Raw genomic sequence first — 25,494 nt, forward strand, 5'->3', positions numbered from 1 at the left:
ACTCTCGTCCCCGACAACCTGCCATCGCCAGGGCCCGGCTGGGGATGAATCAAACTGCGTGCCGGTTCAGTGGTCCAGCGTCACCAACGGCAGCCAGGCATCGATCTCGCCGGATCGCGAACCCGACAGCCGCAGCCTCCCGTCGGCCACGGCCTCGGCCGGCGACAGCAGCCCGGTGGCCAGTAGCAACCAGGTACGCGGATCTGTTTCGACCACGTTGGGCGGGGTGCCGCGGGTGTGTCGCGGCCCGGCCACGCACTGCACCGCGACGAACGGCGGGATGCGCACCTCGACGCTGGCGCCGGGCGCCAGCGCGGCCAGGGTGCGTGCCGTCGTCCGCACCGCAGCCGCCAGGTCCGCACGCTCCGGGTCGGCACAGGCGGGGTCATGCAGCCAGTCCGCCACCGCCAGGACGGCGGCACGGGTCTGCGCCGGGTCGGTGCTGTGCTTGCTCATTCGTAGTCCGCGGTGCTGTCACGGTTCAGCGCGGCCCGGACCCGCTCGGTGTCGGCGTCGGTCCAGCCCTCCGGTGGCATTACCGCGACCCATCCGTCCAGCACCATGTCGCCGTAGCTGTGGCCGTGCCCGTCGGGTACCGACAGCGCATTGGTGAGATCGGCGGTGACCTGCCAGAACGTCACCACCGGATACCAGCGCATCGACGCCGACCGATCCCGCCCCGGCGATTCGTCCAACCAGTCCGGTTCGGAGAACAGCAGATCCGGCGACCACCAGACCACCGGATCGGACGGGTGCTGCAGGAACAGCACCCGGGTGCCCTGCCATGGCGCCGCAGCGATCCGGGCAACCTCGGCGGGATCCCCAGCCGTGGTGAACCGCACCGTGCGCCCGTTGTCGTAGCGCGGCTGTTCGGCAGTGGTTCCCGGGTCGCGCCGCACCACCAGCGCATGCCACAGCGGGCTGGCCTGCGGGGGTCCCACCCACAACACCGCGTCGAAACCCATCGCGGCGATGTCCGGCAGCCAGCTGAACGCGCCCTGCCCCGCCATCGACCCCAGGCTTTCGCCGTAGAGCACGAGTTTGGGCCGATGGTCGACGGACAGTTGCTGCCAACGGTGGTGGATGGTGTCGATCAACAGCCGGCCGGAGTCCAGCGACTTCTGCTGATCGGCCAGAAACGAAATCCAGCTGGGCAGATAGGAATACTGCACGCCGACCATCGCGGTGTCGCCGTTGTAGAGCATCTCCACCGAGCGGGCGGCCACCGGATTGATCCACCCGGTACCGGTGGTGGGGACGATGACCAGCACCTTGCGCTCGAACGCCCCGGTGCGTTCCAGTTCCTCGACCAGCAGGGCCATCCGGTCGGTGTCGGTGTCGGCGCTGTGCAGACCGGCATACACCCGGATGGGTTCTTTGGCGGGACGACCGGACAGCCGGGTCAGTTCGGCGGCGTGCGGGCCGGTGGCCACGAAGTTGCGGCCCTCGAAACCCAGGCTGTCCCACGGCGCCAATGACGCCGGGCTGCCGGACTTCTCGGGTTGCAGCGGTTGGGTCACTCCGTCGCGGGTGGCGGTGTTCTGCGGCTCGAAGAGCGCATTGGCGCCGGCGAAGAATCCACGAACGAGCACGCCGTTGATCAGGGTCACCAGCACCACCACGACGATCGCCGTCCCGACGAACAGTGCCACCTCGGTGTGCACATGCCAGCGCCGGATCAGCCTGCGGGCCAATAACTTGATCGCGTCGAGCACCACTCGGCTGGCCGAGACCAGCAGTACCGCGACACCGGTCGCGACGATCAGGGTGCGCAGGTAGCCCAACGTGCCGGGACCGGGGATCCCCATCAGTGCCGACACCTGGCGCTGCCAGGACGCGGCCGGAATCAGCATCAGCACACACACCGTCGGGGCGAGCACCACGACAGCGGCCTTCAGCGCGAACAGGAATCGCGGCGGCGGCGGCCACCACGTCGCTGTGCGCAGCACCATCCGATGGATGACCGCGCCGATCGCCACGCCCAGGCCGTAGCCGAACGCCCCGTTGACGCCGCCGATCAAACCCTGGAACAGCCAATCGCGCGGCAACAGTGACGGCGTCAGCGCCAGGCAGAAGAACAGGGCGGCGAACCCGATCCCGATGAACTTCAGCCGCAGTAGGCTCCAGGCCCACACCAGCAGCGGGTGCCGCTCGCCGGTGCGGACCGGGGTCATCCGAAAAGTCCCGGCAGCACGCCGCTGTGCGTCGCGGTTAGCTCCGCCAGCGGAATGCTGAACTGCCCCTGCACCTCGACGTCGGTGGAACCCTGGTCGACCACACCGATTCGGGTGGCAGGCAGCCCACGCGCCTCGCACATGGCGCGGAACCGGCTTTCCTCGGTGCGCGGCACCGCCACCAGCGCCCGTCCGGACGATTCCGAGAACAGCATCACGAACGGATCCGACCCCTCGGGAAGCAGGATGCGGCAGCCGGTCTCACCGGCAAGCGCGGATTCCACCACCGCCTGAGCCAGGCCACCCTCGGACAGATCGTGGGCGGCGCTGACCAAACCGTCACGGGACGCGGCGACCAGCACCTCGGCCAGCAGCTTCTCCCGTGCCAGATCCACTCGCGGCGGCAGCCCGCCCAGGTGATCGCCGGTCACTTGCGCCCAGATCGAGCCGTCGAATTCGTCGTGGGTGTCGCCGAGCAGGATCAGGGTCTCCCCCGGCTCAGCGCCCAGCCCGGTGGGGATGCGGCGCGCGACATCGTCGATGACGCCGAGTACGCCGACCACCGGCGTGGGCAGGATCGGGGTGGATCCGGTCTGGTTGTAGAAGCTGACGTTACCGCCGGTGACCGGAATCTCCAGGGCCGCACAGCCGTCCGCCAGCCCGCGGACCGCCTCGGCGAACTGCCACATCACCCCGGGATCCTCCGGGGAACCGAAGTTCAGGCAGTTGGTGACCGCCGCCGGGGTGGCGCCGGTGACCGCCACGTTGCGGTAGGCCTCGGCCAGCGCCAACTGCGCACCGGTGTAGGGGTCCAGCTGGGTGTAGCGACCCGACGCGTCGGTCGACACCGCGACGCCGCGACCGGTGGATTCGTCGATCCGCAGCACACCGCCATCGGCATGTTCGGCCAGCACGGTGTTGCCGCGCACGTAGCGGTCGTACTGCTCGGTGATGAATGCGCGGCTACACAGGTGCGGACTGCCCAGCAGCGCAAGCAAAGTCGCGCGCAGTTCATCGCCGGTGACCGGACGTTTCAGTCCTGCCGACGTATCGGCGTTGAGCGCATCCTGGGTGTCGGGTCGCGAGTAGGGGCGCTGGTACACCGGTCCCTCGTGGGCCACGGTGCGCGGTGGCACGTCGACCACGGTCTCGCCGTTCCAGGTGATGTGCAGCCGGTCACCGTCGGTCACTTCGCCGATCACGGTGGCCAGGACGTCCCATTTGCGGCACACGGCCATGAACTTCTCGACGTTCTCCGGCGTGACGACCGCGCACATCCGCTCCTGCGATTCGCTGGAGAGCACCTCGGCGGGAGTCATGTTGGTGGCGCGAAGCGGCACCTGTTCCAGTTCGATCGCCATGCCGCCGTCACCGGCGGATGCCAATTCCGATGTCGCGCAAGATAACCCCGCGCCACCGAGATCTTGGATACCGACCACCAGCTTGGCCGCGTACAGCTCCAGGCAGCATTCGATCAGCACCTTCTCGGTGAACGGGTCACCGACCTGCACCGACGGCAGTTTCTTTCTGCCGGCGCCGGATTCGTCGCCGGCGAAGGTGTCCGAGGCCAGCACCGACACCCCGCCGATACCGTCCAGGCCGGTGCGCGCACCGAACAGGATGATCTTGTTGCCGGCGCCGGAGGCGAACGCCAGGTGCAGGTCCTCCTTGCGGAGCACCCCGACGCACAGCGCGTTGACCAACGGGTTACCGGCGTAGCAGGCGTCGAACACGGTCTCGCCACCGATGTTGGGCAGCCCCAGGGAGTTGCCGTAGCCGCCGATGCCGCGCACCACGCCGTCGAGCACCCGGCGGGTGTCCGGGGCGTCGGCGGCACCGAACCGCAGCTGGTCCATCACCGCGACCGGACGCGCCCCCATGGCCATGATGTCGCGCACGATGCCGCCCACCCCGGTGGCCGCACCCTGGTAGGGCTCCACATAGGAGGGGTGGTTGTGCGACTCGACCTTGAAGGTGACCGCCCAACCGTCGCCGATATCGACCACGCCGGCGTTCTCGCCGATGCCGGCCAGCATGGACGCCCGCATCGCGTCGGTGGTGGTCTCCCCGAAGTAGCGCAGATGCACCTTGGAGGATTTGTAGGAGCAGTGCTCGCTCCACATCACCGAGTACATCGCCAGCTCGGCGTCGGTGGGGCGGCGGCCCAGGATGTCGCGGATCCGCTGGTATTCGTCGTCCTTGAGACCCAGCTCACGGTACGGCTGCGGCTGATCGGGAGTTGCTGCGGCGTGTTCGACGGTATCCAGCGCGGGAGTGGGCCCAGAGGTCACCCCGACAGCTTAGTTGCCGCTCACGACGGCGACAGGAACGCCTGCAGCGCGGCCGCGTACATCGCGACGTCGGCCGCGCCCATCAGTTCCCGCGCGGAGTGCATGGCCAGCTGAGCGGCACCGACATCGACGGTGGGGATGCCGGTGCGCGCGGAGGTCATCGGCCCGATCGTCGACCCGCAGGGCAGGTCGGCGCGGTGCTCATAACGTTGCAGCGGCACCCCGGCCTGCCGGCAGGCCAGCGCGAACACCGCAGCAGTGCGGCCGTCGGTGGCGTAGCGCAGGTTCGGCTGGACCTTGAGCACCGGGCCGGCGTTGACCGCGATCTGATGTCCCGGTTCGTGCCGGTCCGGGTAGTTGGGGTGGGTGGCATGCGCCATGTCCCCGGACGCCACCACCGAGCCGGCGAGCCGACGCAGGAAGTCCTCGCGACCTCCGCCGTCGGCGAGCACGATCCGTTCCAAGGTGGTCAGCAGCAGATCCGACTGCGCGCCGTGATCGGAGGTGGAGCCGACCTCCTCGTGATCGAACAGCGCCAGCACCGGCAGCTGCGGCCCGGGCTCGACGGCCAGCAGCGCCTCCAGCCCCGCGTAGCAGGTCGTCTGGTTATCCAGCCGCGGCGCACTGACGAACGCGCCATCGACCCCGGCCAACGTCGAGGGGGTCAGGTCGTGGGTCATCAGGTCGAAACCGAGGACGTCGACCTCGATTCCGGCCCGCTCGGCGACAAACTCCAAAAAGGAGCCCCGCGCACCGCCCCACACTGCGTTGAGGTGGCGCTGCGGGTTCAGCGACACCGCTGTGCGGTCCTCGGCCAGGTGGATGGCCAGCTGCGGCACCCGCAGCAGAGGTTCGTCGATCCGGACCAGGTAGTGGGTGACGTGGCCGCCGTCGCGCACCGACAGCCGACCGCTGATGCCCAGGTCGCGGTCCAGCCACGAGTTCAGCCAGGCGCCGCCGTAGGGCTGCAGCGCCACCATCTGCCAGCCGGCGTCATCGCGGTCTGGATGTTGTTTGACCCGCAGGTTGGGGCTGTCGGTGTGGCCGCCGACGATGCGAAACGGTCGGTCGGTATCCCCAGAGCTGTCCCAGGCGACCAGGGAACCTGCCCGCACGGTGAAGAAGCGGCCCTGCTGCGGCCAGGCGTCGGCTTCGGCGAGTTCGGTGTATCCGGCGGCCCGCAGCCGGTCGGCGACCGTCGCGCAGACGTGATACGGCGACGGTGAGGCGTCGATGAACTCGCATAGACCGGGTGCGCTGGCAGGCATGATCCCATCTTCGATCATCCCGGCGCCGCCTGACGGTTAGGGTCGAAACCGTGCCTACTGTGCAGCCGCAGCCCGTTCTTGCTCCGTTGACGCCGGCGGCCATCTTTTTGGTGGCCACGATCGAGGACGGTGGCGAGGGCACGGTGCACGACGCGCTGTCGGGTCTTTCCGGCATGGTGCGGTCGGTGGGGTTTCGGGATCCGAGCAAGCGGTTGTCGCTGGTGGCCTCGATCGGGTCGGCGGCCTGGGATCGGTTATTCAGCGGTGCACGGCCCGCCGAGCTGCATCCGTTTGTCGAGTTGATCGGGCCGCGCCACACCGCACCGGCCACCGCAGGTGATCTGCTGTTTCATATCCGCGCCGAATCGATGGACGTGTGTTTCGAGCTGGCCGGGCGCATCGTGAACGCTTTGGGCGACGCGATCCGTGTGGTCGACGAGGTGCACGGCTTCCGGTTCTTCGACAACCGCGACCTGCTGGGCTTCGTCGACGGCACCGAGAACCCCGACGGGCTCGATGCGACCGTGGCCACCCAGATCGGCGATGAAGACCCCGACTTCACCGGCGGCTGCTATGTGCATGTGCAGAAGTACCTGCACGACATGGCGGCCTGGAACGCGCTGTCGGTCACCGAACAAGAGCGGGTGATCGGGCGCACCAAACTCGAGGACATCGAATTCGACGACGACGCCAAACCCGCCAACGCCCACATCAAGCTGAACGTGATCGAAGACGCCGACGGAAACGAACTCGACATCATGCGCCACAACATGCCGTTCGGCACCGTCGGCGACGGCGAGTCGGGTACCTACTACATCGGCTACGCCCGCTCTCCGGCCATCACCGAACGCATGCTGACCAACATGTTCCTCGGCGATCCACCCGGCGTCACCGACCGCATCCTGGACTTCTCCACCGCACACACCGGCGGCCTGTTCTTCACCCCCACCGCCGATTTCCTGGACGATCCCCCACCCCTGCCCGACCCGGCAGATCCACCGGCCGCACCAGCACCCCCGGCTTCCGACGCGTCGTTGGCCATCGGCTCCCTGAAAGGAATCCCGCAGTGAACAACCTCTACCGCGAGCTCGCCCCCGTCACCGAGGCCGCCTGGGCCGAAATCGAGCAGGAAGCCACCCGCACCTTCAAACGCCACATCGCCGGGCGCCGCGTCGTCGACGTCACCGACGCCGGCGGGCCGACCGCCGCGGCGGTGGGCACCGGTCGGCTGCTCGGCGTCGACGCACCTTCCGACGGCGTCGTCGCGCACTTGCGGGCCGCCAAACCACTGGTCCGGCTCCGGGTTCCGTTCACGTTGTCGCGCAGTGAAATCGACGACGTGGAACGCGGCGCCCAAGACGCCGACTGGGACCCGGTCAAGACCGCCGCCAAGAAGCTGGCGTTCGTCGAAGACCGGGCCATCTTCGAGGGCTACCCGGCCGCCCAGATCGAGGGGATCCGCGCCACCAGTTCCAACACCGCCCTGACGCTGCCCGCCGACGCCCGCGACTTCCCCGACGTCATCAGCCAAGCACTGTCCGGGCTGCGACTGGCCGGCGTCGACGGCCCCTACAACGTGCTGCTGTCCGCCGACAACTACACCAAAGTCAGCGAAACCACCCAACACGGCTACCCCATCCGCGAACACCTGCACCGCCTCGTCGACGGCGACATCATCTGGGCCCCCGCCATCGACGGCGCCTTCGTCCTGACCACCCGCGGCGGCGACTTCGACCTCCAACTGGGCACCGACGTCACCATCGGATACTTGACCCACAACACCGACACCGTCGAGCTCTACCTCCAAGAAACCCTCACCTTCCTCAACTACACCGCCGAAGCATCCGTCGCACTCAACACCTAAGGTTCCGAAATGGCAACGGACTCAGGGGAAACCAGCTACGACGTCGTCGTGCTCGGAGCGGGGCCGGTCGGGGAGAACGTTGCTGACCGGGTCCGGGCGGCCGGTCTGAGCGTCGCGGTGGTCGAGCGTGAACTCGTCGGCGGTGAATGTTCGTATTGGGCGTGCGTGCCCAGCAAGGCGCTGCTGCGCCCGGTGGCCGCCGTCGGTGACGCCGGCCGGGTCGAAGGGGCGCGAGCCGCCGTCACCGGCCCGCTCGACACGGCCGGGGTCTTTCACCGCCGCGACCGGTATGTGAGCCATTGGAACGACTCCGGCCAAGTCGACTGGGTGGCCGGTATCGGGGCGACGCTGATCCGGGGTCATGGCCGAATCGCGGGTCCGCGACGGGTGGCGGTCACCACCGCCGCCGGCGCCGAAGAGGTCCTCACCGCCCGGCACGCCGTCGTGGTCTGCACGGGTAGCCGGGCCGCACTGCCCGACCTGCCCGGTATCGCCGACGCGCGCCCATGGACCAATCGGCAGGGCACCGACTCAAGTGCGGTGCCCACCCGTCTGGCGGTGATCGGTGGTGGCGGTGTCGCCGTCGAGTTGGCCACCGCCTGGCAGGGTTTGGGGGCATCGGTCACGCTGCTGGTGCGCCGTTCCGGGCTCCTGGCGCGAATGGAGCCGTTCGTCGGTGACCTGGTCGGCCGCGGACTCACCGACGCGGGCGTCGACGTCCGTATCGGGGTGTCGGTGACCGGACTGGCCAGGCCCGAGGCCGCGGGGCCGGTGCAGTTGACCCTGGACGACGGAAGCACGCTGGACGTCGACGAAGTCCTGTTCGCGACCGGCCGAGCCCCGCTCACCGACGAAATCGGCCTGGAGACCGTGGGACTGGATCCGGGAAGCTGGCTGGAGGTCGACGACACCTGCCAAGTGCGCGCGGTCCCCGGGGGATGGCTGTATGCGGCGGGCGACGTCAACCGGCGAGCGCTGCTCACCCATTCCGGCAAATACCAGGCCCGCGTCGCCGGCGCCGCGATCGCAGCCCGAGCATCGGGCCGGCCGGTGGACACCACGGCGTGGGGTCCGCATGCGGCCACCGCGGATCACCACGCGGTGCCGCAGGTGTTCTTCACCGACCCGGAGGCCGCCGCGGTCGGCCTGTCCGCGGCCCAAGCCGAGCAGGCCGGTCACCGGATCGACGTGGTGGACGTCGACATCGGCGGCGCCGTCATGGGCGCCAAGTTGCATGCCGACGGCTACACCGGCCGGGCCCGGATGGTGGTCGACGCCGATCAGGGCCGGTTGCTCGGCGTGACGTTCGTGGGCCCGGGCGTGTCGGAGCTGCTGCATTCGGCGACCGTCGCGGTGGCCGGCGAAGTGCCGATCGAGCGGCTGTGGCATGCCGTGCCGTGCTTCCCCACCATCAGCGAGGTGTGGCTTCGGCTGTTGGAGGCCTACCGGGATTCCGTGGGCAGCGACTGAACGCGGGGCTAGGATTGCGCCATGGGCGGCCAGGTTTCGCCAGACGACGCCATTGCGGCTGTCCGTGACACCGGCGGCGCGCAGCCCGGTTATCGGGTGCTGCACGCGAAAGGCGTCCTGTACCGAGGCACGTTCACCGCAACCCCGGAAGCTCGACAGCTTTCTCGCGCAACATATCTCGACGGCTCGCCGGTTCCCGCGCTGATCCGCTTCTCCAACGGATCAGGGAACCCCGCGCAGCGGGACGGGGCGCCGGGGGTGCGCGGGATGGCGGTGAAGTTCAGCCTGCCCGACGGGTCCACCACCGACGTATCCACCCAGACGGCGCGATTGTTCGTCTCCAGCACACCGGACGGCTTCGTGGAGTTGCTGCGGGCGATGCGGCCCGGACTGACGGCGCCGCTGCGGATGGCCGCCTACCTGGCCACCCATCCTCGGCTGCTGGGCGCATTACCGATTCTGCGCGCGGCCAGCCGAGTACCGGCGAGCTACGCCACCGTCGAGTATCACGGGCTGCATGCCTTCCGATGGGTCGACGCCGACGGCACGGCCCGGTTCGTGCGCTACCACCTGACTCCGACCGCCGGGGAGCAGTTTCTGGCCGCGTCGTCCGCACTGGCCAAGGGCAGCGATTTCCTCACCGAGGAACTCGACGGCCGGCTGGAAGGCGGTCCGGCGCAGTTCGAATTCCGGGTGCAGATCGCCGGACCGAAGGACTCGGTCGTCGATCCGTCCGCGCCGTGGGCGAGCACGGAGTACGTCACGGTGGGCACCCTCGACATCACCGGCCTGGACACCGACCGCGAGCACGGGGACGACATTGTCGTGTTCGACCCGATGCGGGTGACCGACGGCATCGAGCCCTCCGATGACCCGGTGCTGAGGTTTCGCAGCCAGGCCTATTCGGCGTCGGTCAAGCTGCGCACCGGCGTGGATCGCGGCCCGCAGGCGCCGCCGGGCTGACGGCGCCTGCGTCCTCGCTATCCGTGGGTTCCGGTAGCTCCGGTGACGCCGGTGCTGCCGGTCGGGTTGCCGGTGCCACCGGTGCCGCCACCACCACCGTTGCCGCCGCTGGCACCGGTGCCCGGGCTCGTGCCATGGCCGCCGCTGGCGCCGCCGGATCCGCCGGCACCGCCGGTGCCGCCGTTGGGACCGTCGCCGCCGGCACCGGTCGTGGCACCCGAACCGCCGGTGCCACCATTACCACTCGTGCCACCAGTGCCGCCGGCACCGCCGTCACCACCGTTGCCCCATTGGGTCACGTTGTCGTTGTAGCCGTTGCCGCCGTCACCGCCGTGGCCTCCGGTCCCGCCGACACCGCCGTCACCGCCGGCACCACCGACGTTGTCGCCGGAGGTTCCGCCGTTGCCGCCGACGCCCGCGGCGCCGCCGTGGCCGCCGACACCGCCGGTGGATCCGGCGTTGTTGTGGAGGAATGGGATGCCGCCGGCGCCCGTGGCACCCGACCCGCCGGTGCCGCCGTTGCCGCCGGTGCCGCCGTTGCCTCCGACGCCATCGAGTCCGTTGACCGCGGTCCCGCCGGCGCCACCGTTACCCCCGGCACCACCAGCGCCTGCGGCACCGCCGTATCCGCCGCCGCCGTTCACCCCGCCCGCGTTGGAGGTGCCCCAGGCCGGAAGTCCACCGCTGCCGCCGTCGCCCCCGGTCCCGCCAGACCCACCGGTCCCGCCGGCGCCGCCATTGCCCGACAGGGTGCCGCCGGCACCACCGGTACCACCGTCACCTCCGGCACCAGCGCTGGTGCCGTTCAAGCCGGTGGCGCCGATCAGGGGCCCGATCGTCCCGTCGCCGCCGTCACCGCCGGCGCCGCCGGCGCCGCCGGCGCCGCCATTGCCGGTCAGGCCGCCCGAGCCACCCGTGCCGCCGTGACCACCGTGGCCGGCGGTGTCCAGGATCGTGATGGAGTCGAAGCCGTCGCCGCCCTTACCGCCGGCGCCACCGGTGCCTCCGGCGCCGCCATCGGCCTGGTTGGCTCCCGCGCCGTCGAAGCCGCCGGCACCGGCCGAGCCCGCGGTCCCACCGGTGCCGCCCGCGCCGCCGTCGCGCTGGATCGACGAGATGCCGTTCGAGCCGGCGCCACCGGTGCCGCCGTTACCGGCATCGCCGCCCTGACCGCCGGCACCCACCGTGCCGTTGGTGGCCGCACCACCCTCGCCGCCGCTGCCGCCGGTGCCGCCATGCCCGCCGTCGCCGCCGGTGTTGCCGCCGAGGACACCCGAGCCGCCGTTGCCGCCCGTGCCGCCGGTACCGCCGGTACCACCGTCGCCGCCGTTACCGGAATGGCTGCCGCCCGCACCGCCGGCACCGCCGGTGCCACCGTTTCCGCCGGAGGCTCCGTCGTTGCCCAGCGCCGCGGCGCCGTTCGAACCGTCGCCCCCGGCGCCACCGGCGCCGCCGTGACCGCCATTGCCGTCGGTGCCGCCCGTACCACCGGCGCCACCGGTACCGCCGTTGCCGGCGGTGTCCAATGCCGTGATGGTGTCGAACCCGTCGCCGCCCTTGCCGCCGTTACCACCGGACGCGGTGGCGTCGCCGGACGCGGCCTGGTTGGCTCCCGCGCCGTCGAAGCCGCCGGAACCGGCCGCGCCCGCGTTCCCGCCGGCACCACCGGCGCCGCCGTCGGCGATCAACGACGAGCTGCCCTTGGAGCCGTTGCCGCCGTCACCACCGGAGCCGGCCGCACCACCCTGCCCGCCGGCACCCACCGTCCCGTTGGTGGCCGCACCGCCGTTACCGCCGGTGCCGCCGGTACCGCCGTGACCGCCGTCGCCACCGCCGCCGAGCGCGCCGCCACCCAGCACACCGGAGCCACCGGAACCACCGTCGCCCGCGTCACCACCGATACCGCCCTTGCCGCCGTTACCCGAGTGGGTACCGCCCGCGCCACCGGCACCGCCGGCGCCGCCGTTGCCACCATTGGGGCCGTTCTCACCCAGTGCCGCAAGCCCATTCGCGCCGTCACCACCGGCACCACCGGCGCCGCCGTTGCCACCGTTGCCGTCGGTGCCGCCGGTACCGCCCGCGCCACCGACGCCTCCGTTGCCGGCTGTGCCGATCGCGGTGATGGTGTTGAAACCGTCACCACCCTTGCCGCCATCGCCGCCATTGGCCGTCGCGTCGCCGGACGCGGCCTGGTTGGCTCCCGCGCCGTCGAAGCCGCCGGAACCGGCCGCGCCCGCGTTCCCGCCGGCACCACCGGCGCCGCCGTCGGCGATCAACGACGAGCTGCCCTTGGAGCCGTTGCCGCCGTCACCACCGGAGCCGGCCGCACCACCCTGCCCGCCGGCACCCACCGTCCCGTTGGTGGCCGCACCGCCGTTACCGCCGGTGCCGCCGGTACCGCCGTGACCCCCGTCGCCGCCCCCGCCGAGCGCACCGCCACCCAGCACACCCGAGCCACCGGAACCACCGTCACCGGCGTCACCACCGACGCCGCCCACGCCGCCGTTGCCGGCGTTGGTGCCACCGGCTCCACCGGCGCCACCGGCGCCGCCGTTGCCGCCGTCCGGACCGTTCTCGCCCAGTGCCGCAAGCCCATTCGCGCCGTCACCACCGGACCCACCGGCACCACCGGTGCCACCGTTGCCGTCGAGGCCACCGGTACCGCCGGCGCCGCCCGCGCCGCCGTTGCCCGCGGTTCCGATCGCGGTGATGGTGTTGAAACCGTCACCGCCCTTACCGCCGTGACCGCCGGTACCGACGGCACCCGTAGCGGCCTGGCCACCACCGGCACCATTGAGGCCACCGACTCCGGCGCCGCCGGCATTCCCGCCGGCGCCACCCGTGCTGCCGTCGGCGATCAGCGACGAGCTGCCGTTGGAGCCGTTGCCTCCCACGCCGCCGTTGCCCGCGGCACCACCGACTCCACCGGCGCCTGTCACGCCGAGGATTGCGGCCCCACCTTTGCCACCGGTACCGCCGATGCCACCGTTGCCGGCATCACCACCGCCGCCGAGCGCGCCGCCGCCCAACACACCGGAGCCACCGTTTCCGCCGTCGCCGCCGGCACCACCGGCACCACCGCGGCCGGCGTCGCCGATCCAGTTCTTGCTCGCCCCGCCGGCACCGCCGTTGCCGCCGTTGCCGGCGTTCGTACCGTTCTCGCCCAGTACCGCCAGTCCATTGAAGCCGTGGCCACCGGCGCCACCCGCACCGCCAGCGCCACCATTACCGAAGATCCACCCCGGGCCCTCGCCGCCGTTGCCGCCGTTGCCGGCGTCGGTTCCGGGTTGGCCGAGGACGATGTTGTCGTAGCCGTCGCCGCCCCTGCCGCCATCACCGCCGATACCCATCCAGGTGCCACCGGCGCCGCCATCGCCACCGTCGGTGCCGTCTTGGCCGGTCAGAATGCTGTCGTAGCCGTGTCCGCCAGCGCCGCCGTCGCCGAACCATCCGGCGTCGCCGCCATCGGTGCCATCGACTCCGGGAAGCAGGCTGTCGTAGCCATGGCCACCGTCACCCAGCCACAGTCCTCCGTCGCCGCCGGCTACTCCGGGCAAGATGCTGTCCAAGCCATTGCCGATCAGAAACTGGCCGGCCGTCGTGTTGATCCACGTATCGACGATCAGGCCCGTCGGGCTGGTGATCCAGTCCTGCACCATCGTGTGCAGGGGCTGGTAGAACCAGTCGTCCATGAGGCTGGAGATCGTCACCGGGTCGCCGGCAGCCGGCAGCGCCGCCAACGGGTCGGTGGCATCCAGGGAAGCCGGATCCATCCACGCCGCCCACTCCAGCCCACCGGTCGGGTCGGCTGCAGGCGTGAACAGATCCATCAGCCAGTCGAAGTCCAAGCCGTCGGCGCGCGCAGTCGGGGCACCGGCCAGCGGCGACAACCCGAAGGTCAGGAACGCACCGACCGCGGAAGCGGCACCCACCGCCCGGCGCCGAGCAACCTTGCGCTTGTTACCAGCCATGCCAATGCCTCCTGCGGTGATTACGCGTGGTGAAGGTTGATTTAAAGTGTGCACTACCTAAAATCCGGCTAAGTGTAGCGTCATTACTTTCAAGATCGACACTTAAAACGAAACAAGGCGAATTGTCCGGCCCTCGGACACCGCGACTCCCCCATCGCCATTGCGTGACAACTCGGCCGGAAGTGTAAATATGCCTTCATACAGGTATTTCACCGAGAACTCGGTTGCGCCGACAACGTTTCCCGCCCTCGGGAGCGGCCACGTATAAGTGCGTGCGATTGCAAGCAATAGCTAGCACCCGACACTTCCCGAAGTCTCTCAGGTTTTCCAAAGTTTTCGACGCCAGTCAAGAATGGACGGCTCGCTAAAGGACGCCTCCTTCGACGCCGTGGCGAGGCACCGACCCATCGATCAGTACCTCGCCACGCCGCGTCAGCTATCCGTGGCTGCCGGTCGGCCCGATGCCGCCGGTGCTGCCGCTCGGGTCGCCGGCTCCACCGATGCCGCCAGTACCACCGGTGCCGCCGTTGGCGCCGGCGCCGTTGTGGGTTCCGCCGCCCCCATTAGAGCCACCGGAGCCCCCGGTGCCGCCGGCGCCGCCAATGGGTCCGTCGCCGCCGGCGCCGGTTGTGATACCCGAACCGCCGGCACCGCCGTTGCCGCTGGTGCCGCCGATGCCACCGGCACCACCGTCGCCGCCACTGCCGTGCAGCAACACGTGGTCGTTGTACCCGTTGCCTCCGTCGCCGCCGGCCCCGCCGGTGCCACCGAGACCGCCGTCGCCGCCGACGCCGCCGACGTTGTCACCGGAGGATCCGCCGATGCCGCCGGCACCCGCGCTCCCACCGTGGCCGCCGATGCCGCCGGTGCCGCCGGTCTGGTTGGTGGGGATGCCGCCGGCGCCGTCCGCGGCCGTTCCACCGTTGCCGCCATTGCCGCCGGTGCCGCCATTACCGCCGGCGCCATCGAGGCCGTTCGCAGCGGTACCGCCGGAACCACCGTTGCCGGCAGCGCCACCGGAACCGCCGCTACCGCCGTAGCCTCCGCCGCCGTTATGGCCACCGTCGTTGTAGGAGCCCCAGGCCGCAACGGCGCCGGACCCACCCGTCCCGCCATTGCCTCCGGAACCACCCGTGCCGCCGTTGCCGCCGTTACCCACCAATGTGCCGCCGGCACCGCCCGCGCCACCGTTCCCGCCGGCAGCCCCGCTGCTGCCGGAGTTGCCGGTTGCGCCGAACCATCCGCCGACGGTGCCGTTGGCGCCGTCACCGCCGGTGCCACCGGCGCCGCCGTCGCCGCCGTTGCCGGAGACGCCGCCTGAGCCGCCGGCGCCGCCGTCGCCGCCCTTACCGGCGGTGCCGGCGGTGGTGAGGGCATCGAATCCATCGCCACCGCGACCACCGGTGCCGCCGGTCCCGATCGCGCCGCTGCCGGCCTGGTTGGCGCCGTTGCCGTCGAAGCCGCCGGCACCGACCGAACCCGCGGTACCGCCGGTGCCGCCCTTGCCGCCGCCGGCCTGGACGGACGAGATGCCGTTGGAGCCGGCGCCCCCGGCGCCGCCGTTGCCGGCATTGCCGCCCTGGCCTCCGGCGCCCACGGAGCCGTTGGTGGCCGTGCCGCCTTGGCCGCCGACACCGCCGCTGCCGCCGGCACCGCCGGATCCACCGGTGTTGCCGCCCACGACTCCGGAGCCGCCGGTGCCACCGTTGCCGCCGGCACCACCATCACCACCATCGCCGCCGTTGCCGGAGTGCGTGCCGCCGGCACCGCCGGCACCGCCGGCACCACCGTTGGCTCCAGCCGCACCGCTGGTACCCAATGCCGCACCACCCGCGGCACCGGTGCCGCCGGCACCGCCGTCGCCGCCGTTCCCACCGTTGCCATCGACGCCGCCGCTGCCGCCGGCGCCACCCGCGCCGCCGTTACCGGCTGTGCCGACGCCGGTGAGGGTGTCGAAGCCGTCGCCGCCCTTGCCGCCGTTGCCGCCGGTGCCGTTGGCACCGCTGGCGGCCTGGCTGGCGCCGGCACCGTTGAGGCCGCCGGAACCGACCACGCCCGCGGCACCACCGGTGCCGCCCTTGCCGCCGTCGGCCTGCACGGAGGAGATGCCGTTGGACCCGGCACCACCGGTACCACCGTTACCGGCGGCGCCACCCTGACCGCCGTTGCCGACGGTGCCGTTGGTCGCCGCACCGCCCTGGCCGCCGACTCCACCGTTGCCGCCGGCACCGCCGGAACCACCGGTGTTGCCGCCCAAGACCCCGGAACCACCCGAACCGCCGTTACCGCCGCCGCCACCGATACCACCGTTGCCGCCATTGCCGGAGTGGCTGCCACCGGCACCACCCGCACCGCCGGCTCCGCCGCTTCCGCCGGCCGGCCCGCTGGCTCCCAGCGCCGCAGCACCATTCGAGCCGTCACCACCGGCACCCCCCGCGCCACCGTTACCGCCGTTGCCGTCGGTGCCACCGGTACCGCCGGCGCCACCGGCGCCGCCGTTGCCGGCGGTGCCCAGCGAGGTGATGGTGTCGAACCCGTCACCACCCTTGCCGCCGTTACCGCCGTTGGCGCTCGCGTCACCGGTCGCGGCCTGGTTGGCGCCGTTTCCGTCGAAGCCGCCGGCGCCGGCCGTACCGGCGTCGCCACCCTTACCGCCCTGGCCGCCGTCTGCCTGGACTGAGGAGATGCCATTCGAGCCGGCGCCGCCATTGCCGCCGGACCCGGCCGCGCCACCGTGGCCGCCGGCACCGACGGTGCCGTTGGTGGCCGCACCGCCGTTACCGCCGACGCCACCGTGACCACCGGTGCCGCCGGCACCACCGGTGTTGCCGCCGAGGACGCCCGAGCCACCGGTGCCGCCATCGCCGGCGTCACCGCCGACGCCGCCGTGGCCGCCGTTACCGGAGTGGGTGCCGCCGGCACCGCCGGCACCACCGGCTCCGCCATTGCCACCGTTGGGGCCGCTGGCACCCAGCGCCGCCAACCCGTCCGCACCGTTACCGCCAGTACCACCGGCACCGCCGGCGCCACCATTGCCGTCGACGCCACCGCTACCACCGGCGCCGCCCGCGCCGCCGTTGCCCGCAGAGCCCAGCGACGTCAGGGTGTCGAACCCGTCGCCGCCCTTGCCGCCGGTGCCACCGGTGCCGTTGGCGCCGCTGGCCGCCTCGTTGGTACCCGCACCGTTAAAGCCACCGGCACCAGTCACCCCGGCGTTACCGCCGGCACCGCCCTTGCCGCCATCGGCCTGCACCGAGGAGATGCCGTTAGACCCGGCACCACCAGTGCCACCATTACCGGCCGCGCCACCCTGACCGCCGGCACCGACCGTCCCGTTGGTCGCCGTTCCGCCGGTACCACCGGTACCGCCATTGCCGCCGGCGCCACCAGCACCACCGGTGTTGCCGCCCAGCACACCCGAGCCACCGGAACCGCCATCACCGCCGGCCCCACCGACACCGCCGGCGCCGCCGTTACCGGAGTGGCTGCCGCCGGCACCACCATCGCCACCGGCTCCGCCGTTACCGCCGGCCGGGCCGCTAGCGCCCAGTGCCGCCGCACCATTCGAGCCGTCACCACCGGCACCACCGGCGCCACCATTGCCGCCGTCGCCGTCGGTGCCGCCCGAGCCGCCGGCCCCGCCGGCGCCACCGTTGCCGGCAGTGCCCAGTGAGGTGATGGTGTCGAACCCGTCACCACCCTTGCCGCCGTTACCGCCGGACGCCGTTGCATCACCGGTGGCGGCCTGGTTCTGGCCATTGCCATCGAAGCCACCCGCACCGGCCGTGCCGGCGTTGCCGCCGGCACCCCCGGCACCACCGTCGGCGATCAGCGACGAGCTGCCATCGGAACCGTCACCGCCGTCGCCCCCGGATCCGGCCGCACCGCCATGGCCACCGGCACCCACGATGCCGTTGATCGCCGCGCCGCCATTACCGCCGACACCACCGGTGCCACCGGTGCCGCCGGAACCGCCACCGCCCAGCGCCCCACCGCCCAGCACACCCGAACCTCCGGAACCACCATCACCGGCGTCACCACCGGAGCCACCGTTGCCGCCGTTACCGGAATGCGTGCCGCCCGCGCCACCGGCACCGCCGGCGCCGCCGTTGCCGCCGTCCGGACCGCTTTCGCCGAGCGCCGCAAGGCCATTGGCGCCGCTGCCGCCAGCACCACCAGCACCACCGTTGCCGCCGTTGCCGTCGGTTCCACCGTTGCCGCCGGCACCGCCGACACCACCGTCGCCCGCGGTGCCCACCGCGGTCAGAGTGCCGAAACCATCGCCACCCTGACCGCCATTGCCACCAGACGCGGTGCCGCTACCCGACGCCGCCTGGTTGGCGCCGTTCCCGTCGAAGCCGCCGACACCGGCCGCACCGGCGTTACCGCCAGCACCGCCCGTGCCCCCATCGGCCTGAAGTGACGAAATGCCGTCGGTGCCATCGCCGCCGTTGCCGCCCGAGCCGGCCGCGCCTCCGACGCCGCCAGCACCGACGCTGCCGTTGATGGATGTGCCGCCTTGACCGCCGGCACCACCCACGCCGCCATTGCCGCCGTCGCCTCCGGAGTTACCGCCCGCGACGCCTGAGCCGCCGTCGCCACCATTGCCGGCGTCACCGCCGACACCACCGGCACCGCCATTTCCGGAGTTGCCGCCACCGGCGCCGCCGGTGCCTCCGGCACCGCCGTTGCCGCCGGATGCACCGTTGATACCGAACAGGTCAGTCCCGTGGGAACCGTCGCCGCCGGTGCCGCCGTCGCCGCCTTCGCCGCCGTCGCCATCGGTGCCTACGAGACCGTTGGTCGCCGCGCCACCAGCGCCGCCCGTGCCGCCATGTCCACCGGCACCGCCGTCGCCGCCGCCGCCGAGGGCGCCGCCGCCCAGCACACCGGAGCTTCCGTCGCCACCGTTGCCGCCGGCGCCACCGATACCGCCAGCACCGCCGTTACCGGAAAGGGTGCCGCCGATACCACCGGCACCACCGGCGCCGCCATTGCCGCCAGCGGGGCCGTCTTCGCCGAGGACCGCGGACCCGTTGGCGCCGTTGCCACCTGCGCCGCCGGCACCGCCGTTGCCGCCGTTGCCGTACGTGCCGCCTGTGCCGCCCGCTCCGCCGGCGCCACCATTGCCGGCCGAGCCGAGTGCGGTGATGGTGTCGAAGCCGTCACCACCCTTACCGCCGTTACCACCATTGGCGCTGGCGTCGCCGGACGCTGCCTGGTTGGCGCCGCTGCCGTCCAGTCCGCCGAAGCCGGCCGTACCCGCGTTGCCGCCAGCGCCGCCAGCACCGCCGTCGGCGATCAGCGACGAGCTGCCATCCGAGCCGTCACCCCCGTCGCCACCGGAGCCGGCTGCACCACCGACGCCACCCGCACCGACCGTGCCGTTGGTGGCCGCACCACCGTGGCCGCCGTTGCCGCCGGTGCCGCCGTTACCGCCGTCCCCGCCACCACCGAGCGCACCACCGCCGAGCACACCCGAGCCACCGGAACCACCATTGCCGGCATCACCACCGGCACCACCAGCGCCGCCATTGCCCGAATGCGTGCCGCCTGCGCCACCCGCACCGCCGGCACCACCGTTGCCGCCGTCCGGACCGTTCTCACCTAGCGCCGCAAGACCATTCGCGCTACTACCACCATTACCGCCGGCACCACCAGCGCCGCCATTGCCATCCGCGCCACCGCTGCCGCCGGCACCGCCGGCACCACCGTCACCGGCCGTGCCGACCGCAGTGATGGTGCCGAAACCGTCACCACCGTTACCGCCATCGCCGCCATTGGCGCTCGCGTCGCCGGACGACGCCTGGTTCGCGCCGGCACCATCCAGCCCGCCGGCACCGGCCGCACCGGCGTTACCGCCCGCACCGCCCTTGCCGCCGTCCGCCTGAACCGATGAGATGCCGTCGGAGCCTGCGCCACCGTTGCCGCCGGACCCGGCCGCACCACCAACACCGCCGGCACCCACGGTGCCGTGAGCCGCCGTGCCGCCTTGGCCACCGGAACCGCCAACACCGCCGTTGCCTCCATCTCCGCCGGCGTTCCCGCCTACGACGCCAGAGCCGCCGTCGCCACCGTTGCCGGCGTCGCCACCGAGACCGCCGTTACCGCCATTGCCGGAATGGCTGCCGCCGGCACCACCGGCGCCGCCGATGCCGCCGTTGCCGCCGGACGCACCGTTGGCACCCAACAGATCCGCGCCGCTGGCGCCGTTACCGCCGGCGCCGCCCGCGCCACCGTTGCCGCCGTCGCCGTCCGCGCCGCCGCTGCCGCCGGCACCGCCGGCACCACCATTGCCTGCGGTGCCCAGGGCGGTGATGGTGTCGAAGCCGTCACCACCCTTACCGCCATTACCACCATTGGCGCTGGCGTCGCCGGACGCTGCCTGGTTGGCGCCATTGCCGTCGAGGCCACCGGCACCGGCCGCACCGGCATTGCCGCCAGCGCCACCGGCACCGCCGTCGGCGATCAGCGACGAGCTGCCATCCGAGCCGTCACCCCCGTCGCCACCGGAGCCGGCTGCACCACCGACACCGCCGGCACCGACCGTGCCGTGCGCGGCCGCACCACCGTGGCCGCCGTTGCCGCCGGTGCCGCCGTGCCCGCCGTCCCCGCCGCCGCCCAGCGCCCCGCCACCGAGCACACCCGAGCCACCGGAACCACCATTGCCGGCATCACCACCGGCACCACCGGCGCCGCCGTTGCCCGAATGCGTGCCGCCCGCGCCACCCGCGCCGCCGGCACCGCCGTTGCCGCCGTCCGGACCGTTCTCACCCAGCGCCGCAAGACCATTCGCGCCGCTGCCACCATTACCGCCGGCACCACCATTGCCGCCATTGCCGTCCGCACCACCGCTGCCGCCGGCACCACCGGCACCACCGTCACCGGCCGTGCCCACCGCGGTGATGGTGCCAAACCCATCACCACCCTTACCGCCATTACCACCCGAGGCGGTGGCGTCACCAGACGCTGCCTGATTGACGCCATTGCCGTCGAAGCCACCAGCACCGGCCGCACCGGCGTTGCCACCGGCACCGCCGGCGCCGCCGTCAGCGATCAGCGACGAACTGCCATCCGAGCCGTCACCACCATCACCACCGGACCCGGCCGCACCACCAACACCACCGACACCGACCGTGCCGTGAGCCGATGCACCACCCTGTCCGCCAATCCCACCCGTGCCGCCGTTCCCACCGTTACCGCCGCCGCCGAGCGGGCCGCCGCCCAAGACACCTGATGCGCCGTCACCGCCGGAGCCTGCGTCACCGCCGGAGCCACCGACACCGCCATTACCGGAATTACCGCCGCCCGCACCACCGGCGCCGCCGGCGCCGCCGTTGCCGCCAGTAGCTCCGTTGGTTCCCAACACGTCGGCTCCGCTGGATCCGTCGCCGCCGGCACCGCCAGCGCCACCAGCGCCGCCGTTTCCGTCTGCGCCGACTACTCCGTTGGTCGCGGCGCCGCCTGCCCCACCATTGCCGCCGGTGCCACCGTCGCCACCGTTGCCCCCGGCGCCCAGCGGGCCGCCGCCCAGCACGCCCGAGCCACCGGAACCGCCGCTGCCGGCATTACCACCGTTGCCTCCGGCACCACCGTTGCCGGAGTGGCTGCCGCCCGCGCCACCAGCACCGCCGGCACCGCCGTTGCCGCCGTCTGGACCGTTCTCACCCAGCGCCGCAAGACCATTGGCACCACTGCCACCATTGCCGCCAGCGCCACCATTGCCGCCGTTGCCGTCTGCACCACCGCTGCCGCCGGCACCACCATTGCCGCCATCGCCGGCCGTGCCCACCGCGGTCAGCGTGCCGAAACCGTCGCCACCCTTACCGCCATTACCACCCGAGGCGGTGGCGTCACCAGACGCTGCCTGGTTAGCCCCATTGCCGTCGAAGCCACCCGCACCGGCCGCACCCGCATTGCCGCCCGCACCACCGGCACCGCCGTCAGCGATCAGCGACGAACTGCCATCCGAACCGTCACCACCATCACCACCGGAGCCGGCCGCACCACCAACACCACCCGCACCGACCGTGCCGTGAGCCGATGCACCACCATCGCCGCCGGCACCACCAGTGCCGCCGTTACCGCCGTCACCGCCGCCACCGAGCGGGCCGCCGCCCAGCACGCCGGAACTGCCGTCGCCTCCGTTGCCGGCGTCGCCGCCGGCACCACCGTTACCACCATTGCCGGAATGCGTGCCGCCGGCACCACCAGCGCCGCCTGCACCACCATTGCCACCGGAGGGGCCGTCTTCGCCGAGGACCGCAGACCCGTTGGCGCCGTCACCGCCTGCACCACCGGCACCGCCGTTGCCGCCGTTGCCGTCCGCCCCACCGGTGCCGCCCGCTCCGCCGGCGCCACCATTGCCGGCGGTGCCCAGGGCGGTGATGGTGTCGAAGCCATCACCACCCTTGCCGCCATTGCCACCATTGGCGCTCGCATCACCAGACGCTGCCTGGTTAACGCCGGCACCGTTCAGCCCTCCGGCACCGGCCGCACCTGCGTTGCCGCCCACACCGCCCGCGCCGCCGTCGGCCTGCACCGACGAGATGCCGTCGGAGCCTGCGCCACCATCACCACCGGACCCAGCCGCACCACCAACGCCACCAACCCCGACCGTGCCGTGCGCGGCCGTGCCACCTTGGCCGCCGGCGCCACCGGCGCCGCCGTTACCGCCGTCACCGCCACCGCCGAGCGCCCCACCACCGAGCACGCCCGAGCCACCGGAACCACCATTGCCGGCATCACCGCCGGCACCACCATTGCCACCGTTACCGGAATGGGTGCCGCCCGCACCGCCCGCACCACCGGCACCACCGTTGCCGCCGTCCGGACCGTTCTCACCCAGCGCCGCAAGACCATTGGCGCCGCTGCCACCATTACCGCCAGCACCACCACTGCCACCGTTACCGTCCGCGCCACCGCTGCCGCCAGCGCCACCGGCACCACCGTCACCGGCCGTGCCGACCGCAGTGATGGTGCCGAAACCATCACCACCCTTACCGCCATTACCACCATTGGCGCTCGCATCACCAGACGCTGCCTGGTTAGCCCCATTGCCGTCGAACCCACCCGCACCGGCCGCCCCCGCGTTACCGCCCGCACCGCCGGCACCGCCGTCAGCGATCAGCGACGAACTGCCATCCGAACCGTCACCACCATCACCACCGGAGCCGGCTGCACCACCAACACCGCCGGCACCGACCGTGCCGTTGGTGGCCGCACCACCCTGTCCGCCAGTCCCACCGGTGCCGCCGTTGCCGCCGTCCCCGCCGCCGCCCAGCGGGCCGCCACCGAGCACACCCGAGCCACCGGAACCACCATCGCCGGCATCACCACCGGCACCACCGTTACCGCCATTGCCCGAATGCGTGCCGCCCGCACCGCCCGCGCCGCCGGCACCACCGTTACCGCCATCCGGACCGTTCTCACCCAGCGCCGCAAGACCATTGGTACCGCTGCCACCATTACCGCCGGCACCACCATTGCCGCCGTTACCGTCCGCACCGCCGCTGCCGCCGGCACCACCGGCACCACCGTCACCGGCCGTGCCGACCGCAGTGATGGTGCCGAAACCGTCACCACCGTTGCCGCCACTACCACCCGAGGCGGTGGCGTCACCAGACGCTGCCTGGTTAACGCCGGCACCGTTCAGCCCTCCGGCACCGGCCGCCCCCGCGTTACCGCCCGCACCGCCGGCACCGCCGTCAGCGATCAGCGACGAACTGCCATCCGACCCATCACCACCATCGCCACCGGACCCGGCCGCACCACCAACACCACCGACACCGACCGTGCCGTGAGCCGATGCACCACCCTGTCCGCCAGTCCCACCCGTGCCGCCGTTGCCGCCGTCCCCGCCGGCGCCCAGCGGGCCGCCACCGAGCACACCCGAGCCACCGGAACCACCATCGCCGGCATCACCGCCGGCACCACCATTGCCACCATTACCGGAATGCGTGCCGCCCGCACCGCCCGCACCACCGGCACCGCCGTTGCCGCCGTCCGGACCGTTCTCACCCAGCGCCGCAAGACCATTGGCACCACTGCCACCATTACCGCCAGCGCCACCATTGCCGCCATTGCCGTCTGCACCACCGCTGCCGCCGGCACCACCATTACCGCCATTGCCTGCGGTGCCGATCGCCGTCAGCGTGCCGAAACCGTCCCCGCCCTTACCGCCGTGACCACCTGACGCACTCGCATCCCCGGTCGCAGCCTGGTTGTGGCCGGCGCCGTCGAAGCCGCCGACACCAGCCGTGCCGGCATTACCGCCCGCTCCACCGTCGCCGCCGTCGGCCTGCACCGACGAGATGCCGCTCGAGCCGTCGCCGCCGTTGCCGCCCGATCCGGCGGCCCCACCCTGGCCGCCGCCGCCGACCACACCAAGAACCGTCGAACCACCGTTGCCACCGGCACCGCCGATGCCCCCGTCACCGCCCTCGCCGCCGGCGAAGCCGCCCAGCACACCCGACCCGCCGTTACCGCCGGATCCGCCGGCGCCGCCAGCACCACCGCGGGCACCGTCACCGATCCAGGATTTGGCGGCACCGCCATTTCCGCCAATGCCACCGTTGCCGCCGGACGGGCCGCTGAGACCCAACGCGGTCAGGCCATCAGCTCCGTTGCCCCCGGCGCCACCGGCGCCGCCGACACCGCCGTTACCGAACATCCAGCCCAAGCCGGCGCCGCCGTCACCACCGTTGCCGGCGTTGCTCGCAACGCCCAGCGTGGTCAGGGTGTTGAAGCCCTCCCCGCCCGCGCCGCCGGCACCGCCGACACCCATGAAGGTCCCGCCCGCGCCACCGTCGCCACCATCGGTGCCGTTGACATTGGACAGCAGGCTGTCGTAGCCGTCGCCGCCCGCGCCGCCGTTGCCGAACAGTCCGGCGTCACCGCCGTTGCCGCCGGCGACTCCCGGCAACAAGCTGTCGTAACCCGCGCCGCCGTCACCGAACCATGCGCCGCCGGCGCCGCCGTCTGGGTGCAGCGCGGTTCCGTCGGCGCCGTCACCGATCAGGTACTGGCCGAACATGGTGTTGATGAAGCCATTGACCACTTGACCGAACGGGTCGTGAATCCACGATTCGGCGAGGTTGTGCCACGGTGTGTAAACCCAGTCGTCCATGATGGTCGCGAAGGTGATCGGATCGCTGGCCGCCGGCAACGCCCACGCGGCAGCCTCGTCGACACCCGTGACATCCCACGCCGTCCAATCCAGCCCAGCGGTCGGGTCGACCCCGGTGTCGACCGCCGGCGTGAAGAGGTCCATCAGCCAGTCGAAGTCGAGTTCGTCGGCGTGCGCCGGCGGCGCACTGGCCAGGGGCGACAACCCGAAGGTAAGAAAGGCGCCCACCGCGGAAGCAGCACCCACTGCCCGCCGCCGGGCGACCATGCCCTCACGCGACCGACGCGGCTTCGCACCGTGCTTCTTCCCTGCCATTCCAAAGCCTCCTGCGGCGAGAAACCACGGCCGGGCACCACCTTGAAAGT

The 25,494-nt window shown here is 72.1% G+C and carries 10 protein-coding genes; 4 read left to right on the plus strand and 6 right to left on the minus strand.

Annotated elements, in window-relative coordinates; translation table 11 throughout:
• Positions 1-66: 66 nt before the first annotated feature.
• From AC5Y36_RS01495 to AC5Y36_RS01510, 4 genes are read right to left on the minus strand one after another with little or no spacing between them, the layout of a single operon-like run.
• On the minus strand, positions 67-456 hold the full coding sequence (locus AC5Y36_RS01495) for a sterol carrier family protein (protein WP_500039084.1): 390 nt from the start codon (positions 454-456) through the stop codon (positions 67-69).
• A complete protein-coding gene (locus tag AC5Y36_RS01500) occupies positions 453-2,174 on the minus strand; it encodes an alpha/beta hydrolase (protein ID WP_500039085.1) in 1,722 nt (573 codons plus the stop codon). Before AC5Y36_RS01500 ends, AC5Y36_RS01495 begins: the two co-directional genes overlap by 4 nt.
• A complete protein-coding gene (purL, locus tag AC5Y36_RS01505) occupies positions 2,171-4,441 on the minus strand; it encodes a phosphoribosylformylglycinamidine synthase subunit PurL (RefSeq protein ID WP_500039130.1) in 2,271 nt (756 codons plus the stop codon). The genes AC5Y36_RS01500 and purL overlap by 4 nt, the downstream gene beginning before the upstream one ends.
• Positions 4,442-4,485: 44 nt before the next feature.
• Positions 4,486-5,733, minus strand: a complete 1,248-nt coding sequence (locus tag AC5Y36_RS01510; RefSeq protein ID WP_500039086.1) for a M18 family aminopeptidase — start codon at positions 5,731-5,733, stop codon at positions 4,486-4,488.
• Positions 5,734-5,783: 50 nt separating this feature from the next.
• Here AC5Y36_RS01510 and AC5Y36_RS01515 point away from each other — a divergent pair, with 50 nt between their 5' ends.
• Genes AC5Y36_RS01515 through AC5Y36_RS01530 form a run of 4 tightly spaced genes read left to right on the plus strand, consistent with a single transcriptional unit; the run spans position 5,784 to position 10,030 of the window.
• Positions 5,784-6,803: a Dyp-type peroxidase gene (locus tag AC5Y36_RS01515; protein WP_500039087.1), complete on the plus strand. Its 1,020-nt coding sequence runs from the start codon at positions 5,784-5,786 to the stop codon at positions 6,801-6,803.
• A complete protein-coding gene (locus tag AC5Y36_RS01520) occupies positions 6,800-7,597 on the plus strand; it encodes a family 1 encapsulin nanocompartment shell protein (protein WP_500039088.1) in 798 nt (265 codons plus the stop codon). Before AC5Y36_RS01515 ends, AC5Y36_RS01520 begins: the two co-directional genes overlap by 4 nt.
• Positions 7,598-7,606: 9 nt before the next feature.
• Complete coding sequence (locus AC5Y36_RS01525; protein WP_500039089.1) at positions 7,607-9,067, plus strand: dihydrolipoyl dehydrogenase family protein; 1,461 nt, start codon at positions 7,607-7,609, stop codon at positions 9,065-9,067.
• A gap of 21 nt (positions 9,068-9,088) precedes the next feature.
• The gene (locus AC5Y36_RS01530) at positions 9,089-10,030 is read left to right on the plus strand and encodes a catalase family peroxidase (RefSeq protein ID WP_500039090.1); all 942 of its coding nucleotides are present in this window, start codon (positions 9,089-9,091) and stop codon (positions 10,028-10,030) included.
• A 17-nt stretch (positions 10,031-10,047) separates the two neighbouring features.
• Here the strand turns inward: AC5Y36_RS01530 and AC5Y36_RS01535 are convergent, their stop codons facing one another.
• Positions 10,048-14,001 carry a PE family protein gene (locus tag AC5Y36_RS01535; RefSeq protein ID WP_500039091.1) on the minus strand — a complete coding sequence of 1,318 codons (3,954 nt, stop codon included), beginning with the start codon at positions 13,999-14,001 and terminating at the stop codon, positions 10,048-10,050.
• Between the two features lie 436 nt (positions 14,002-14,437).
• The gene (locus tag AC5Y36_RS01540) at positions 14,438-25,444 is read right to left on the minus strand and encodes a hypothetical protein (protein ID WP_500039092.1); all 11,007 of its coding nucleotides are present in this window, start codon (positions 25,442-25,444) and stop codon (positions 14,438-14,440) included.
• Positions 25,445-25,494: the final 50 nt, after the last annotated feature.

Source organism: Mycobacterium sp. NGS50, assembly GCF_059812545.1.

Excerpts from the sequence above, each read along its gene's own strand:
- AC5Y36_RS01525 (WP_500039089.1), top strand. The coding sequence starts at position 7,607 with ATGGCAACGGACTCAGGGGAAACCAGCTACGACGTCGTCGTGCTCGGA.
- AC5Y36_RS01500 (WP_500039085.1), bottom strand. The coding sequence starts at position 2,174 with ATGACCCCGGTCCGCACCGGCGAGCGGCACCCGCTGCTGGTGTGGGCC.
- AC5Y36_RS01535 (WP_500039091.1), bottom strand. The coding sequence starts at position 14,001 with ATGGCTGGTAACAAGCGCAAGGTTGCTCGGCGCCGGGCGGTGGGTGCC.
- AC5Y36_RS01540 (WP_500039092.1), bottom strand. The coding sequence starts at position 25,444 with ATGGCAGGGAAGAAGCACGGTGCGAAGCCGCGTCGGTCGCGTGAGGGC.
- AC5Y36_RS01530 (WP_500039090.1), top strand. The coding sequence starts at position 9,089 with ATGGGCGGCCAGGTTTCGCCAGACGACGCCATTGCGGCTGTCCGTGAC.
- AC5Y36_RS01495 (WP_500039084.1), bottom strand. The coding sequence starts at position 456 with ATGAGCAAGCACAGCACCGACCCGGCGCAGACCCGTGCCGCCGTCCTG.
- AC5Y36_RS01510 (WP_500039086.1), bottom strand. The coding sequence starts at position 5,733 with ATGCCTGCCAGCGCACCCGGTCTATGCGAGTTCATCGACGCCTCACCG.